The organism is Bacillus mojavensis, assembly GCF_012648005.1.
Taxonomy (GTDB): Bacteria; Bacillota; Bacilli; order Bacillales; family Bacillaceae; genus Bacillus; species Bacillus mojavensis.
Map to the genome: position 1 here is coordinate 2708223 of NZ_CP051464.1, position 14712 is coordinate 2722934.

15 protein-coding genes and 1 riboswitch are annotated in these 14712 nt (G+C 45.3%); of the genes, 1 reads left to right on the forward strand and 14 read right to left on the reverse strand.

Features of this window, described 5'->3' with window-relative positions; genetic code table 11:
* Positions 1 to 4: 4 nt before the first annotated feature.
* The 7 genes from racE to sdhC form a co-directional block, all read right to left on the reverse strand.
* On the reverse strand, positions 5 to 823 hold the full coding sequence (racE, locus tag HC660_RS14265) for a glutamate racemase (RefSeq protein WP_168748468.1): 819 nt from the start codon (positions 821 to 823) through the stop codon (positions 5 to 7).
* Positions 824 to 830: 7 nt separating this feature from the next.
* Positions 831 to 1271: a MarR family winged helix-turn-helix transcriptional regulator gene (locus tag HC660_RS14270; RefSeq protein WP_010335201.1), complete on the reverse strand. Its 441-nt coding sequence runs from the start codon at positions 1269 to 1271 to the stop codon at positions 831 to 833.
* 238 nt (positions 1272 to 1509) lie between these two features.
* On the reverse strand, positions 1510 to 1734 hold the full coding sequence (gene gerE, locus HC660_RS14275) for a spore germination transcription factor GerE (RefSeq protein WP_003184172.1): 225 nt from the start codon (positions 1732 to 1734) through the stop codon (positions 1510 to 1512).
* A gap of 115 nt (positions 1735 to 1849) precedes the next feature.
* A complete protein-coding gene (locus HC660_RS14280) occupies positions 1850 to 2293 on the reverse strand; it encodes an acyl-CoA thioesterase (protein WP_168748469.1) in 444 nt (147 codons plus the stop codon).
* A 58-nt stretch (positions 2294 to 2351) separates the two neighbouring features.
* On the reverse strand, positions 2352 to 3113 hold the full coding sequence (gene sdhB / locus HC660_RS14285) for a succinate dehydrogenase iron-sulfur subunit (RefSeq protein ID WP_024122397.1): 762 nt from the start codon (positions 3111 to 3113) through the stop codon (positions 2352 to 2354).
* 2 nt (positions 3114 to 3115) lie between these two features.
* Positions 3116 to 4876, reverse strand: coding sequence for a succinate dehydrogenase flavoprotein subunit (gene sdhA / locus HC660_RS14290; RefSeq protein ID WP_168748470.1), 1761 nt, complete (start codon positions 4874 to 4876; stop codon positions 3116 to 3118).
* Between the two features lie 35 nt (positions 4877 to 4911).
* A complete protein-coding gene (gene sdhC / locus HC660_RS14295; protein ID WP_168748471.1) occupies positions 4912 to 5520 on the reverse strand; it encodes a succinate dehydrogenase cytochrome B558 in 609 nt (202 codons plus the stop codon).
* Between the two features lie 292 nt (positions 5521 to 5812).
* Here sdhC and HC660_RS14300 point away from each other — a divergent pair, with 292 nt between their 5' ends.
* Positions 5813 to 6259: a YslB family protein gene (locus tag HC660_RS14300; RefSeq protein WP_168748472.1), complete on the forward strand. Its 447-nt coding sequence runs from the start codon at positions 5813 to 5815 to the stop codon at positions 6257 to 6259.
* 41 nt (positions 6260 to 6300) lie between these two features.
* Here HC660_RS14300 and HC660_RS14305 read toward each other — a convergent pair whose 3' ends face one another.
* The 7 genes from HC660_RS14305 to HC660_RS14340 all read right to left on the reverse strand — a co-directional run bounded on the left by HC660_RS14305 (position 6301) and on the right by HC660_RS14340 (position 14708).
* Positions 6301 to 7533, reverse strand: coding sequence for an aspartate kinase (locus tag HC660_RS14305; protein ID WP_095714268.1), 1233 nt, complete (start codon positions 7531 to 7533; stop codon positions 6301 to 6303).
* Positions 7534 to 7657: 124 nt separating this feature from the next.
* Positions 7658 to 7837: riboswitch (Lysine riboswitch) on the reverse strand.
* 64 nt (positions 7838 to 7901) lie between these two features.
* Positions 7902 to 9674: an excinuclease ABC subunit UvrC gene (gene uvrC, locus HC660_RS14315; RefSeq protein WP_168748473.1), complete on the reverse strand. Its 1773-nt coding sequence runs from the start codon at positions 9672 to 9674 to the stop codon at positions 7902 to 7904.
* Between the two features lie 135 nt (positions 9675 to 9809).
* Positions 9810 to 10124 (reverse strand): thioredoxin, encoded by a 315-nt coding sequence (gene trxA, locus HC660_RS14320; protein ID WP_003222500.1) that lies wholly within the window; start codon positions 10122 to 10124, stop codon positions 9810 to 9812.
* Between the two features lie 313 nt (positions 10125 to 10437).
* On the reverse strand, positions 10438 to 11925 hold the full coding sequence (locus HC660_RS14325; RefSeq protein WP_168748474.1) for an alpha-N-arabinofuranosidase: 1488 nt from the start codon (positions 11923 to 11925) through the stop codon (positions 10438 to 10440).
* 205 nt (positions 11926 to 12130) lie between these two features.
* Positions 12131 to 13108 (reverse strand): electron transfer flavoprotein subunit alpha/FixB family protein, encoded by a 978-nt coding sequence (locus tag HC660_RS14330; RefSeq protein WP_168748475.1) that lies wholly within the window; start codon positions 13106 to 13108, stop codon positions 12131 to 12133.
* Positions 13109 to 13143: 35 nt separating this feature from the next.
* Positions 13144 to 13917 carry an electron transfer flavoprotein subunit beta gene (etfB, locus tag HC660_RS14335; RefSeq protein ID WP_168748476.1) on the reverse strand — a complete coding sequence of 258 codons (774 nt, stop codon included), beginning with the start codon at positions 13915 to 13917 and terminating at the stop codon, positions 13144 to 13146.
* A 14-nt stretch (positions 13918 to 13931) separates the two neighbouring features.
* Positions 13932 to 14708, reverse strand: coding sequence for an enoyl-CoA hydratase (locus HC660_RS14340; protein ID WP_010335214.1), 777 nt, complete (start codon positions 14706 to 14708; stop codon positions 13932 to 13934).
* Positions 14709 to 14712 lie beyond the last annotated feature (4 nt).

Here is a 14712-nt window from a genome sequence, read left to right on the forward strand (position 1 = left end):
AAAACTATCTTCTAATTGGTTCTCGCAAAGAGATGCATTCTACGTGACCTACTTCATGGCCAAACCAGTCATCTGCTATTTTCGCAAACTGATCCCGTTCTCCTGTAGTCAGGAATTGATGATTCGGGGTAAACGAAGATTGATTCAGCAGTCCTTTATACGATAGAATCGTACTTACTTCCCGGGCTGTTTCATCGCCTGACGAAATAATATTCACATGCTCTCCCATATATCTTTGAATCGCGTCTTTTAAAATAGGGTAATGGGTGCAGCCTAAAATCAGCGAGTCAATCGATGTATCTTTTAACGGAGATAGTGATGTTTTGACAATCTCGTCTGCTGTTTTGTCCAGAAACTTTCCGCTTTCCACAAACGGCACAAGCAGCGGACAGGCAAGATTTTCAACCTTCAGTTCGGCATTTAATGCCAGAAGGGCTTCTTCATAAGCATTGCTCTTAATGGTATTTTCTGTGCCGATCACACCGATATGCTGATTTCCCGTCACTTTTATCGCTGCCCGCGCACCAGGCTGGATCACCCCGACCACCGGAATATCGACGTCGCGCTGGATGTCTTCCAGTGCAATTGCTGTCGCGGTGTTGCAGGCGATCACCAGCATCTTAATGTGGTGGTTTTTCAACAAATAATTTGTCAGCTCCCACGTGTATTGAAGCACTTCTTCTTCAGGACGCGGCCCGTACGGACACCGTTTCGTATCCCCTACGTATATTATATTTTCTTTTGGTAGCTGTCTCATGATTTCCTTTGCAACGGTTAACCCGCCAACCCCGGAATCAATGACTCCTATTGGTTGTTCCAACAAAATCGCCTCATTTTCTCTTCATTTCTTGCTGCAGTTTCATCAATGATTTTTCGAAGATGGCTATTTCTTCATCTGTAAACGTTTCGAACATATCACGCAGGTATTCCTGCCTTTTTGTAATGACTTCTTGGATAATGCGTTCTCCTTCTGGCAGAAGGTGTATCCTGACGACACGTCTGTCCGCCGGGTCCTTTACCCGCTCGACAAGCTCATTTTTTTGCATACGGTCGATGAGATCCGTCGTCGTGCTGCATGCCAGATACATTTTCCCCGATAGTTCGCCGATTGTCATGTCTCCTAATTCATAAAGCCATTGCAGACCGACAAATTGCGGCGGCGTGATTGCGTATTGGTTTAGGATTTCTCTTCCTTTTTGTTTAATGATCGCGGCAATGTGGCGGAGCGACTTTTCAATGTCCGCAACATGCTCCAAAGGTTTTGATGTCATTTGTCCATCCCTCACTCAAGGATCTCTTACGCACAAAAGCGTTCCGTGTCTATTTTCCTTCTTTTCTATAGAAAATGCAAGACTCGCGGGACGAGAAATAGAGGGACATTAGGCAAATGAAAGCAAATTGAAATCTCGTTTTATATCGTATCATCCTGGTTTAAAATAGGAATTCGGAACTTTTCAGACAAACAGCAATAACCGGCTCCCTCCTGAAAAGAAGGAATACCGGCAAGGATTAAAGCTCTAGCTCACCCATTCTAAGAAGCTCAACAACGGCTTGCGAACGCCCTTTCACACCCAATTTCTGCATGGCATTTGAAATATGGTTTCGAACGGTTTTCTCACTGATAAATAGCTCGCTTGCAATCTCCTTTGTTGTCTTATCTTGAACGAGCAATTCGAACACTTCTCTTTCTCTTTTCGTTAGCAGCGGCTTCGATTGAAATTCTTTCTCCTTCAAGTATTGTAACCCTCCTTGCTAAGGTGAGAGCGAATCTGAAACGAATGGGTTTTGATATAGTCAAGATATCATATGTCAGGAGGGCTCAGGAGGTGACGTTTACAGAAGAATTAGTTTATGGTGTATGGAGAAGCTTTTCTTTCTCCTCATTCGTCCAGCTGACAGCCTTTCCGCTTTCCTTTGACACTTGAACCATGACAACAGCTCCGGTGAAGCAGGGCTCCCCTACGCTATTTTCTCCGAGGTAATGCAAGGTGAGGGATGAACTGCCGACAGCGCTTGTTTTCACATAAATACGCAAGTCTTCATAAGGCATGACTTGGCGCAGATAATCACATTGCTGACTGGCGACGACGGTCATGGTTAGCTTATTTTGTTTCATCATATTCAAATGTTTAAAATAAGATATCCTCGCTTCTTCAAAATAGATGAAAGGGATTACATTATTCATATGTCCAAACATATCTGTCTCAGAAAATCGTACAGAAACTTCATTAAAAAAAGAAAAGGATTCTTTCCATTTTTGAAACGGCATGTCAATGTAAGCAGGAAGCTTCATTTCACTCATCTCCTTATTGTTAAAAAAACCTCTCCCATGCGGAAGAGGTTTTTTCTTCTTATACTCTGTCGCTTCCGAAGAAATTGCGGAATGCTTGTAAGTTTGTATCCCTGTTTAAGGCAGCGATAGAAGTGGTCAGCGGAATGCCTTTCGGGCAGGATTGAACGCAGTTTTGCGAGTTGCCGCAATCTGCAAGGCCCCCTTCATCCATCAGCGCTTCCAGCCGGTCGGATTTGTTCATGGCTCCTGTCGGATGGGCGTTAAACAGACGAACCTGAGACATCGGAGCAGGCCCCATGAATTTCGATTTGCTGTTTACATTCGGGCAGGCTTCCAGGCAGACACCGCACGTCATACATTTTGATAATTCATATGCCCACTGGCGGCGTTTTTCCGGCATTCTCGGTCCCGGTCCTAAATCGTACGTGCCGTCGATCGGTATCCACGCTTTTACTTTTTTCAGCGAATTAAACATTCTGCTGCGGTCAACCTGCAAATCACGCACGACCGGGAATGTTTTCATCGGTTTTAAGCGGATCGGCTGTTCAAGCTGGTCAACAAGCGCCGTACACGACTGGCGGGGCTTTCCGTTTATGACCATTGAACATGCGCCGCATACTTCTTCAAGACAGTTCATATCCCAAGTAACAGGAGTCGTCTTTTCACCTTTTACGTTAACCGGATTCCGGCGGATTTCCATTAGAGCGGAAATAACGTTCAGATTCGGGCGGTATGGAATCTCAAATTCTTCATCGTAAGGCGTGCTGTCGGGTGTATCTTGACGTGTGATAATAAATCGTATGGTCTTTTTCTCACTCATGATTATTTCGCCACCTTCTTCTTCGAGTAATCCCGTTTCCGAGGCGTTATCAGTGATACATCGACATCCTGATACTCAAACTCCGGCGCTTCATACGGGCTTACATGTTTAGCCATTGTTGTTTTGAGCCATTCATCGTCATTACGCTCAGGGAAATCCGGTTTATAATGGGCGCCCCTGCTTTCATTACGGTTGTAAGCACCCAGTGTAATCACCCTGGCAAGCTGAAGCATGTTTGAAAGCTGGCGTGTAAACATAGCTCCCTGGTTGCTCCATTTTGTCGTGTCATTGATGTTAATCTTTTTAAACCGCTCCATTAGCTCCTGAATTTTGTCATCTGTTTTCAACAGCTTGTCGTTATGGCGGACAACCGTCACATTCGCCGTCATCCATTCCCCGAGCTCTCTATGGAGGACGTACGCATTTTCGTTTCCGTCCATATTCATAATCTCAGCCCATTTATCTTCTTCTTTTTTCACATGGGCATCGAATATCGATGAAGACAGATCCTCTGCGGAAGATTCTAAGCCGTTTACATATTTAACAGCATTCGGCCCGGCTACCATTCCTCCGTAAATCGCGGAGAGCAGGGAGTTTGCTCCCAAGCGGTTGCCGCCGTGCATGGAGTAATCACATTCTCCAGCGGCAAACAGTCCCGGAATATTTGTCATTTGATCGTAATCAACCCATAAGCCGCCCATTGAATAATGAACCGCAGGGAAGATTTTCATCGGAAGTTTGCGCGGATCGTCTCCCATAAACTTCTCATAAATTTCAATGATGCCGCCGAGCTTAATGTCAAGCTCTTTTGGATCTTTATGAGACAAATCGAGATATACCATGTTCTCGCCGTTGATGCCGAGTTTCTGATTCACACACACATCAAATATTTCGCGTGTCGCAATATCACGCGGCACCAAGTTTCCATATGCAGGATATTTCTCCTCAAGGAAATACCACGGTTTACCGTCTTTGTATGTCCATACACGTCCGCCTTCACCGCGTGCAGATTCACTCATCAGCCTTAATTTATCATCCCCCGGTATGGCTGTCGGGTGGATCTGAATGAATTCTCCATTTGCATAATACGCTCCCTGCTGATAAACGATCGATGCAGCAGACCCTGTATTAATCATGGAGTTTGTGGATTTACCGAAAATGATTCCCGGTCCGCCCGTCGCCATAATCACAGCGTCTGAACGGAAGGATTCAATTTGCATGTTTGTCAGGTTTTGCGCGACAATTCCGCGGCAGGTTCTGTCATCATCTAATACAGCGCCAAGGAATTCCCAGCCTTCGTATTTTGTGACCAGACCTGCAACCTCGTATCTGCGCACTTGCTCGTCCAGAGCATAAAGCAGCTGCTGGCCAGTCGTCGCCCCTGCATAAGCTGTTCTGTGATGCTGTGTACCCCCAAATCGGCGGAAATCAAGCAGCCCCTCAGGCGTCCGGTTAAACATGACGCCCATCCGGTCTAATAAGTGGATGATTGACGGCGCCGCTTCACACATCGCCTTAACCGGCGGCTGATTGGCAAGAAAGTCTCCCCCGTATACAGTATCGTCAAAATGTTCCCACGGAGAGTCACCTTCCCCTTTTGTGTTGACCGCTCCGTTGATGCCGCCTTGGGCACAAACCGAATGAGAACGTTTCACAGGAACGATGGAAAACAGCTTAACCGCCATTCCTGATTCCGCTGCTTTAATTGTCGCCATGAGGCCGGCAAGACCCCCGCCGACTACGATAATGCTTGATTGACTCATGATAGCCCCTCTCCCTCTAGTAATCTAGTACTCTCTTATACAAATGCAAAAATCGCTTTTAAGCCTACGTAAGACAGTGCAACAAAAATAATCAGCGTAACGTATGTCGAAATTCTTTGAGAACGAGGCGTTACCGTGATGCCCCATGTAACAGCGAAAGACCATAAACCGTTCGAGAAGTGGAAAATGGTGGATAAAACACCTACAATGTAAAAGCCAAGCATAACCGGTGAGCTCAAGATATTCGCCATCATGTCGAAATTAACCTCAGCGCCCATCTGTGCAGCAATGCGTGTTTCCCACACATGCCAGCTCACAAAAATGAGGGTGATGATACCCGTTACACGCTGCAGGATAAAGAGCCAGTTTCGCATATAGCTATATTGGCCTGCGTTATTTTTCGCAGTAAACGCTATGTACACACCATAAACTGCATGATAAATTAAAGGTAAGAAGATAATAAAGATTTCCAGAGCATACCTGAAAGGCAGACTATCCATAAAATGAGCAGCATTATTGAATGCTTCCGCGCCCCTTGCGGCAAACTGGTTGACGACCAAATGCTGAATCAAAAAGATGCCGACCGGTATGACGCCAAGCAAGGAATGCAATCTTCGAAAATAAAACTCTCTGTTCCCAGACATTACTTTACCCCCTGTTTGATAAGTGCGAAATGTGCTAAATCTCTTCCCCCACTTCTTTCAATTGTAAGCACTTTATTAAGATTTATTGACAATTTCATTTTACTCCTACCACAAAAGGGCGTCAAGAAAACGCGTACATAAATTCTAATTTTCCGAATTGATTAGTTGATTCAAAAATTTTATTTTATCAATATATAATTCTTTCTTAATTTTTCATGAGAATTACAGGATCATTCTGTAATCCTCCCCCCTGTTTGGGCTATAATATACGAAGGAGAGAGGGGAGACAGATATGAAGTCTAAATATGAAGCATCAATACATAATCTAAAAGAAATTGAAATGAACGCCTATGCCTATGAACTGATACGAGAGATTGTTCTCCCAGACATGCTTGGCCAAGATTACTCTTCCATGATGTATTGGGCAGGGAAACATCTCGCCCGAAAGTTTCCTCTTGAATCATGGGAGGACTTTCCGGCTTTCTTTGAAGAAGCAGGCTGGGGAACCCTCACAAACGTTAGCGCAAAGAAACAGGAGCTAGAATTCGAGCTTGAAGGACAGATCATTTCCAATCGGCTCAAATATCAGAAAGAACCGTGCTTTCAGCTGGAAGCTGGCTTCATCGCCGAGCAAATTCAATTGATGAATGATCAGATTGCCGAATCATACGAACAAGTAAAAAAGAGAGCCGATAAAGTGGTTCTGACTGTTAAATGGGATATGAAAGACCCTGTTTAATGAAAAAGGCGGTGACTGCATGAGTCCCGCCTTTTTGGTTGTCATGACACAGCTGAAGGGTGTTTCGAGAGTTCAAACGCATCGTGCAGTGCTTCCACCGCTTTTACCATGTCATTTTCGCTCACTACTGTTGAAACTTTGATTTCAGATGTGCTGACCATTTTGATTAATATGTTTTTTTCCGCCAGTACTGCAAACATTTCAGCCGCTACACCGGGATTTGATACCATGCCTGATCCAACAATGGATACTTTCGCCAATTTGCTTTCAGTTTCAATTTTTTCGAATTCAAGCGCGTCTTTGTACTCTTCAAGTACGGCAACAGCCTGGTCCGCGTCTTCTGATTTAACAGAGAAGGAAATACCGGTCTCATGGTCTCCCGCCTGCGTTTGGATAATGATATCCACATTAATGTTTCGTTTTGCAAGAGTTGTAAAAATGGTAGACAAAGTGGTCAGTCCGCTTGTCAGCCCGTAGATGGTTACCCTTGTGATTTGATCTTCGAACGCGATGCCTCTGACGATAAGGTTCTGCTCCATGGATGATTCCTCCTCAATTAATGTTCCCGCTTCTGTTTCTGTACTTGAACGCACTTCTAACGGCACTTGGTAATTTTTCGCGAATTCAACAGCTCTTGGATGAAGAACACCGGCGCCTAAATTGGCAAGCTCCAGCATTTCATCGTAAGAGATGCCGGCAAGCTTTCTCGCTGATTTCACGTAGCGCGGATCGGTTGTAAACACGCCGGGCACGTCGGTATAAATATCACATTTGTCCGCTTTTAACGCGGCAGCCAAAGCCACTGCTGTTGTGTCTGAACCGCCCCTGCCCAAAGTCGTGATTTCACTGTCGTCTGTCATGCCTTGAAATCCTGCCACAACAACTACTTTTCCCTTTTGAAGCTGGCTTTCTAAGGCAGACGTGTTTATATCCGTAATTCTGGCGTTGCCATGGACGTCCTCGGTGCGGATTCCCGCCTGCCATCCTGTATAGGAAACGGCGTCATAGCCTTTTTCCTGCAGCGCCATGGAAAGCAGGGAAATGGTGACCTGCTCGCCTGTTGCCAGCAGCATATCCATTTCACGTTTGCTCGGCTGATCAGTGATGTCTTTTGCAAGGCTGACCAATGCGTCAGTGGATTTCCCCATAGCTGATACGACAACGACGACTTGATGGCCTTTCTGTTTTTCCGCAATGACGCGATTTGCTGCATTTTGAATTTTTTCGACTGAGCCGACGGAAGTACCTCCGAATTTTTGTACAATGAGACCCATGTTAACCACCCTTTACATTTTGGTTCGTGCGGGTGAGGAGAAAGAGCGCTTTGTCCACAATAAAAAAAGCAATGAGAGGAATTGCTCTCATTGCTTATCAATTAATCATCAAGATGATTATGAACAACGAGATAGCCCTCCAAGAAAATGATTTCTTGACAGCCTTACATTTATTCAATGCACGGCCAGCAAATAATACCGATGGGGTTTTATTTGCTTCGGCGACGCTCCCCTTTCAGCCTTTTTCTCAGAATCCATCTTTCTCCAAAGGCTTACTCTTGAAGTTCGCACCTCTATCTTCACCATATTACACGATCTAATTATGAAATTAGTTCACATTTTATCAGAACTTTTTCAAAAGGACAACATTATTTTTGCAATTTGTCATAAAGCAGCTGTGCCGGCGCTTCGGGAACCCCTGCTTTTTTGATGTCCTCAAGGCTTGCTTCCTTCATTTTTTTGACGGAACCGAAATGCTTTAACAGCATTTTCTTTCTTTTTTCTCCGATACCCGGTATGTCGTCCAAAACAGATTGAAATGCGCTTTTCCCGCGGATCTGTCTGTGGAAGCTGATCGCAAACCGGTGCACCTCATCCTGAATGCGCTGAAGCAGGTAAAATTCCTGGCTGTTTCGTTCAAGGTAAACCGCCTCAAGCGGATCACCGATTAATAAATTGGAGGTTCTGTGTTTATCATCCTTTGCCAAGCCGGCAATCGGGATGTCCAGGCCGAGTTCGTTTTCTACGACGTCACGGGCTGCGTTGATCTGGCCTTTCCCTCCGTCTATAATGATCAGATCAGGCAGCGGCAGGTTTTCACGAAGCACTCTCGTATATCTTCGTCTGACAACCTCTCTCATTGAGCCGTAATCATCTGGCCCTGTGACAGTTTTGATTTTGTACTTGCGGTATTCCTTTTTGTATGGTTTGCCATCGATGAACACAATCATCGCCGAAACCGGGTTAGTCCCTTGTATATTCGAGTTATCGAACGCTTCGATTCTGTGCGGGGTATAAATATTTAAGGCGTCTCCGAGTTTCTGCACAGCACCGAATGAACGCTCCTCGTCACGTTCGATTAAAGAGAATTTTTCTTTAAGCGCGATTTTTGCGTTTTTATGTGCCAGCATAAGCAATTCTTTCTTCGCCCCTTTTTTCGGCTGATGGACGTTTGTTTCCAACAGCTGCTCAATCATCGATTGATCAACGCTGTCCGGCACTAAAATTTCCTTTGGCAGAAAATGGTTGTTTTTTGAATAGAACTGCCCGATGAAGGTAAGGAACTCTTCATCTGCTTCCTGATAAAGCGGAAACATGCTGACGTCACGTTCAATAAGCTTTCCTTGCCGTACGAAAAAGACCTGTACGCACATCCAGCCTTTATCATAAGCGTAAGCGAATACGTCACGGTCGACTAAGTCGTTCATGGTCATTTTTTGTTTTTCCATCGTTGAATCGATATGAGCGATTTGGTCACGAAGTTCCTTTGCCCGTTCAAACTCAAGGTTCTCAGCCGCCTCAAGCATTTTCTCTTCTAGCTCTTTTTTGACGTCGTTATAGCCGCCCCTTAAGAAACGGGTTATGCTCTCTACCAGTTCTCTGTTTGTCTCTTCTGAAATGTCCTTTACACACGGAGCGAGACATTGTCCGAGGTGATAATAAAGGCACACTCTGTCCGGGAGCTTGGAGCATTTTCTGAGAGGGTAGAGACGGTCGAGCAGCTTTTTTGTCTCCCTTGCGGCCTGCACATTCGGATACGGTCCGAAATAGCGCCCTTTGTCTTTTTTGACGTTGCGGGTGACAATCAGCCTTGGGTGGCGTTCATGGGTGAGTTTTATAAAAGGATAGGTTTTATCGTCTTTCAGCATGACGTTATATTTCGGATCATGCTTTTTAATCAAGTTCATTTCTAAAATAAGCGCTTCAAGATTGGAGGACGTCACGATATATTCAAAATCCTCAATTTCCGCCACAAGCCTCTGTGTTTTTGCGTCATGAGAGCCGGTAAAGTAGGAGCGCACTCTGTTTTTCAGCACTTTTGCTTTTCCTACGTAGATCACTGTCTGCTGACGGTCCTTCATTAAGTAACACCCTGGCTGATCGGGAAGGAGGGCGAGTTTTTCTTTCAGTTGTTTGTTCATATGTTACCCTTCCTTATATTTAGTCCTTTGCTTCCAGTTTAACACGAACAGGTGTTTTTCTCCATGATTCACGATTGGCGAATAAAAAAAGCGATCCCTCAATTGGAATCGCTCTGGCATGTAAGCAGCCGAAAATTAAAGATGTTTGTTTACAAGCTCTTGAAGCGCTTCTTTCGGTTTGAAGCCGACAGATGTTTCAACAACTTCTCCGTCTTTTAAGACAAGAAGTGTCGGGATGCTCATAACGCCGTATTTGCCGGCTGTTTCTTGGTTCTCATCTACATCGATTTTCACGATTTTTAGTTTGTCGCCCATTTCTTGATCCAATTCTTCAAGAACAGGTGCAATCATTTTACAAGGTCCGCACCAAGGGGCCCAGAAATCAGCCAGTACGACGCCTTCGCTTGTTTCAGCTGAGAAAGATTGATCAGTTGCTTTTACGATAGCCATTATTGAATTCCTCCAATTGTGAAATGATGATTTTTAGTATAGCATCTCCCATTCGTTCACGCTATTTAAATGCTTATAAATTATTTTTTCCTGATCACAATCGGTTTACTCATAGAATGGGGCATTTCGAAATTAAAACACGAATCTGATAATCGCTCCGATCACCACAATTGCGCCGATGATCATTAAAATTGTACGAAGCATAGGACAACATCCCTTCTATAACCGTCATATACTTTACCATGCCCTTTCGGAGCTGTTTCAAAACAAAAAAGAGCGCTGTCCTCTAATGGATCGGCGCTCCTTTTTTTGGTTAAGAATCAGTCCGTAATGTGAGTAAGACAACTGCCATTGGCGGCAGCTTTGCTTTCAATTTGTTTTTATTTACAGAATAACGGCTGAACGATTCAGGTTTTACGTGCTCCGGGTCATCAAACGTGTTATGGGCGTTCATCTTCTCCGCAGTCAGGATAACGCCCGAATGATCCACAGTCTTGTGAAGACCTCTCAGCTCAATCTCCACCTCTGCTTTATTTTGATGATCAATGTTACAGATGCTGACGTTTATATCGCCTTCCGCATTTCTTGATGCCGACACACTGATTTGAGGCAGCGTTTCTCCCTTCCATTCATAGTCAGCGGACGTTGTTTCAGTATCTAAAAGAGAGGCATCCTGATGTACCTTAAACATATCAAACACATGGTATGTCGGCGTTAATAGCATTCGTTCCCCCTCAGTCAGAATCATAGCTTGAAGAACATTTACCGTCTGCGCGATGTTGGTCATTTGCACCCGGCGGCAATGCTGATGGAAAATGTGAAAGTGAGAAGCTGCGACAAGCGCGTCACGAATGGTGTTCTGCTGATATAAAAAGCCTGGGTTCGTGCCTGGCTCAGGATCAAACCATGTGCCCCATTCGTCAATAATCAGTCCGACCCGCTGCTCCGGATCGTACCGGTCCATAATTGTGCCGTGTTTTTGAATCAATTCATCAATGTATTTGGCCTTTTTCATTGTGATGAACCATTCGTCCTCTGTAAATTCTGTGGCCGATCCTTTGCCCTTCCAGAAATCTCCCGGAATCGTGTAGTAGTGAAGACTTAGCCCGTCCATCAGGCCAGCGGCTTTTTTCATGAGCACGTCCGTCCAATTAAAATCATCAACGTTTGCACCGCCGGCAATTTTATAAATTTCATTGCCGCTGTAATTGCGGACATACGTTTGAAAACGGCGGTATAGATCGGCATAGTACTCTGGGTGCATGTTGCCGCCGCAGCCCCAATTTTCATTGCCCACTCCAAAATATTTCAACTTCCAAGGCTCTTCTTTTCCGTTTTGTTTTCTCCAATCTGACATTGGCGTGCCTTCTTTAAAGGTCATATATTCGATCCATTCCGCCATTTCCTGAACTGTTCCGCTCCCTACATTGCCGCAAATGTAAGGTTCGCATTCAAGCAGCTCGCACAGCATCATAAATTCATGTGTCCCGAATTCATTTGATTCAACTGTGCCGCCCCAGTGAGTGTTGAGCATCGTCTTCCGGTCACCCACACCGTTGGCCCAATGATATTCATCCGCAAAGCAGCCGCCCGGCCATCGGAGGACAGGAATACGCAGCTGTTTCAGCGCTTCTAACACATCTTTTCTTATACCGTTTATATGAGGAATGCTTGATTCCGTTCCGACCCAAATCCCTTCATAAATCCCTCTTCCTAAATGCTCAGCAAAATGACCGTATATATTTTTGTTGATCGTTCCTTTTACAATATCCGTTTGAATCACTGCTGTATGTTCAGACATGCTTGATCATTCCTTTCATACAAATATGAAAAGCACCACAGTCAAATATAGGATTTGTGTTTGGACTGAGGAGTCAGCATGAATGTAAGCGCTTTTAAAGTAACCTTATTATATATGTCCGTACATGTCAATGACTTTTTTTATTAATAACGATTTGTACGTATGTATTCAAAAGCCCCGAACTTCTGCAGTCCGGGGCTTCCCTTTATGAGTGAATATTCAGCTGTTTGAATTCTTCCGTCAGTAATGGGACGACTTCAAATAAATCGCCTACGATACCGTAATCAGCTATTTTAAAAATATCGGCTTCTGGATCTTTATTGATGGCGACAATCACCTTGCTGTTGGACATACCCGCCAAATGCTGGATAGCGCCTGAAATTCCGCAGGCGATATACAAATCGGGAGTGACAACTTTTCCGGTCTGTCCGATTTGGAGAGCATAGTCACAATAATCAGCGTCACACGCCCCGCGTGAAGCGCCGACTGCTGCGCCCAGCACCTCGGCAAGCTCCTGCAACGGCTGAAAGCCTTCCTTGCTTTTTACTCCGCGGCCGCCCGCCACAATGATTTTCGCTTCAGAGAGATCAACGCCGTCCGCTGTTTTTTTGACGATCTCTTGTATGACGGTACGGAGATCTGTAAGGGAAACTTCGATGCTTTCCATGCTGCCTACCCGTCTGGTGTCTTTTTCTAACGCTTGAATGTTGTTGGGGCGAATCGTCACAAGCGTCATCGGATCCGTTGAAATGACGCGTTCAAATGCCTTCCCTGAGTAAACCGGTCTTGTAAAAACGACGTTTTCTCCGGTAACGCTTACATCTGTAGCGTCAGAAATCAATCCTGTTTGGAGCCGGGCTGCAAGCTTCGGCGACAGATCCTTCCCCATTGCAGTGTGTCCGCATACGACCGCATCAGGTGTTTCCTTTTCAATAATGGTTCGCATCACTTGGCTGTATCCGTCTGCCGTATATGCCTTAAGCTTTGGGTCCTCAGCTGTGAGAACTTTGTCTGCACCGTAGTGGATAAGCTCCTCTGCATGCTGTGATACGTCTTCTCCTATAAGAACACCGATTACTTCTCCATCATCTGAAATGGTTCTTCCAGCGGAGATTGCTTCAAAGGTGACATTTCGCAGTTCTCCGTCACGCATTTCTCCGAGTACGATCACTTTTTTTCCCATTCTAACATCCCCCTGTTTCTTTGAATGTGCAAGCGCTAAATGACTTTCGCCTCGCTGCGGAGCAATGATACGAGCTCTTTTGCCTGTTCGGCAGGCTCACCCTGCAGAAGCTTCCCGGCTTCTTTTTTCGGCGGCAGAAAACGTTCAATTGTTTTCATTTTTGGTTCAGCATCTTCTTCATCCAAGTCCAGATCATCCAGCTCAAGCTCTTCAAGCGGTTTTTTCTTGGCTTTCATAATTCCCGGAAGCGATGGGTAGCGAGGTTCATTTAAGCCTTGCTGAGCTGTGACAAGCAAAGGGAGAGTCGTTTTGATTTTTTCAACATCCCCTTCAACGTCCCTTTCTGCTTCTACGTCACTTCCATTGATATCGAGTTTAGTAATCGTCGTGATGCACGGAATGTCTAGAAGCTCAGCCAGACGTGGCGCCACTTGTCCTGAGCCTCCATCGATCGCGACATTTCCGCCGAGAATGAGGTCAAACTCCTGATCCTTCATATAGTGGTATAAAACTTGAGAGATGGAATACTGGTCGGGTTCTTCGAGATCATCTTCTATGTTGATTAAAACGGCTTGGTCACATCCCATGGCAAGCGCTGTACGCAGCTCCTTTTCCGCTTCTTCGCCGCCGACAGTAACAACAGTGATGGTGCCGCCGTGTTTTTCCTTCAGCTGAATAGCTTCTTCAATCGCGTACTCATCGTACGGATTAATAATCCATTCAGCCCCGTCATCCTGAATCTTTCCCGCGTCAATGACGATTTTTTCTTCTGTGTCAAACGTCCGTTTCATCAGTACAAATAGATTCATGATCATATCCCCTTTTATTCGCCTTTGAACTGAGGCTTTCTTTTTTCGAGAAATGCCTGAATGCCTTCCTTGGCGTCCTCCGACTCAAACGCTTCTCCAAACCGCTTTGCTTCAAGCTTTAAGCTGCCTTCATAGGAATACACCTTGTTTGTATAGAGAAGCTCAAGCAGAGACGCCATCGTTTGCGGGCTTTTTTCTGCAAATTTGGCGGCAAGCGTTTTCGCTTTTTCAAGCACTTCTGCTTCATCTTTTGCTCCAATTGTCACAAGTCCGAGGTCAAGCGCTTCTTTTCCCGATATCGGTTCTCCTGATCCAATGAGTTCCAATGCTTTTGCTGTACCAATGTATCGCGGGAGCCGCTGTGTTCCGGCAAAACCGGGAATAATGCCGAGGTTAAGCTCCGGCAGCCCCAGCTTGGCATCTTCTGCCGCGATTCTGATATGGCAGGACATTGCAAGTTCCAGCCCGCCGCCGAGGGCAGCTCCGTGAATCGCCGCGATAATTGGTTTTGGAAAGCTCTCAATTCTCTCCATCAGCTGCTGGCCTCGTTCAGCCAGCAGTGAGGAATCCTCACTGTTTCTCAGTGATGTAAATTCTTTGATATCAGCGCCGGCGGAGAAAAACCTTCCCTCGCCGTGAATAACAATGCATCGCACGCCGGCATCTGTTTCACACTGATCTAGACAGGAGGACAGTTCTTCTAATATACGGCTGGAAAGCGCGTTTGCCGGCGGATTGTGAATGGTCATAACTGCAACAAATTGATCAACTGCGAGTGATATTGCATTCATAGGA

Coding starts and splice junctions, on each gene's coding strand:
- HC660_RS14330 (WP_168748475.1), bottom strand. CDS start 13,108: ATGGGAAAAAAAGTGATCGTACTCGGAGAAATGCGTGACGGAGAACTG.
- HC660_RS14325 (WP_168748474.1), bottom strand. CDS start 11,925: ATGTCTGAACATACAGCAGTGATTCAAACGGATATTGTAAAAGGAACG.
- trxA (WP_003222500.1), bottom strand. CDS start 10,124: ATGGCTATCGTAAAAGCAACTGATCAATCTTTCTCAGCTGAAACAAGC.
- HC660_RS14280 (WP_168748469.1), bottom strand. CDS start 2,293: ATGAAGCTTCCTGCTTACATTGACATGCCGTTTCAAAAATGGAAAGAA.
- etfB (WP_168748476.1), bottom strand. CDS start 13,917: ATGAATCTATTTGTACTGATGAAACGGACGTTTGACACAGAAGAAAAA.
- HC660_RS14305 (WP_095714268.1), bottom strand. CDS start 7,533: ATGGGTCTCATTGTACAAAAATTCGGAGGTACTTCCGTCGGCTCAGTC.
- sdhB (WP_024122397.1), bottom strand. CDS start 3,113: ATGAGTGAGAAAAAGACCATACGATTTATTATCACACGTCAAGATACA.
- HC660_RS14300 (WP_168748472.1), top strand. CDS start 5,813: ATGAAGTCTAAATATGAAGCATCAATACATAATCTAAAAGAAATTGAA.
- HC660_RS14270 (WP_010335201.1), bottom strand. CDS start 1,271: ATGACATCAAAACCTTTGGAGCATGTTGCGGACATTGAAAAGTCGCTC.
- uvrC (WP_168748473.1), bottom strand. CDS start 9,674: ATGAACAAACAACTGAAAGAAAAACTCGCCCTCCTTCCCGATCAGCCA.
- HC660_RS14340 (WP_010335214.1), bottom strand. CDS start 14,708: ATGAATGCAATATCACTCGCAGTTGATCAATTTGTTGCAGTTATGACC.
- sdhA (WP_168748470.1), bottom strand. CDS start 4,876: ATGAGTCAATCAAGCATTATCGTAGTCGGCGGGGGTCTTGCCGGCCTC.
- sdhC (WP_168748471.1), bottom strand. CDS start 5,520: ATGTCTGGGAACAGAGAGTTTTATTTTCGAAGATTGCATTCCTTGCTT.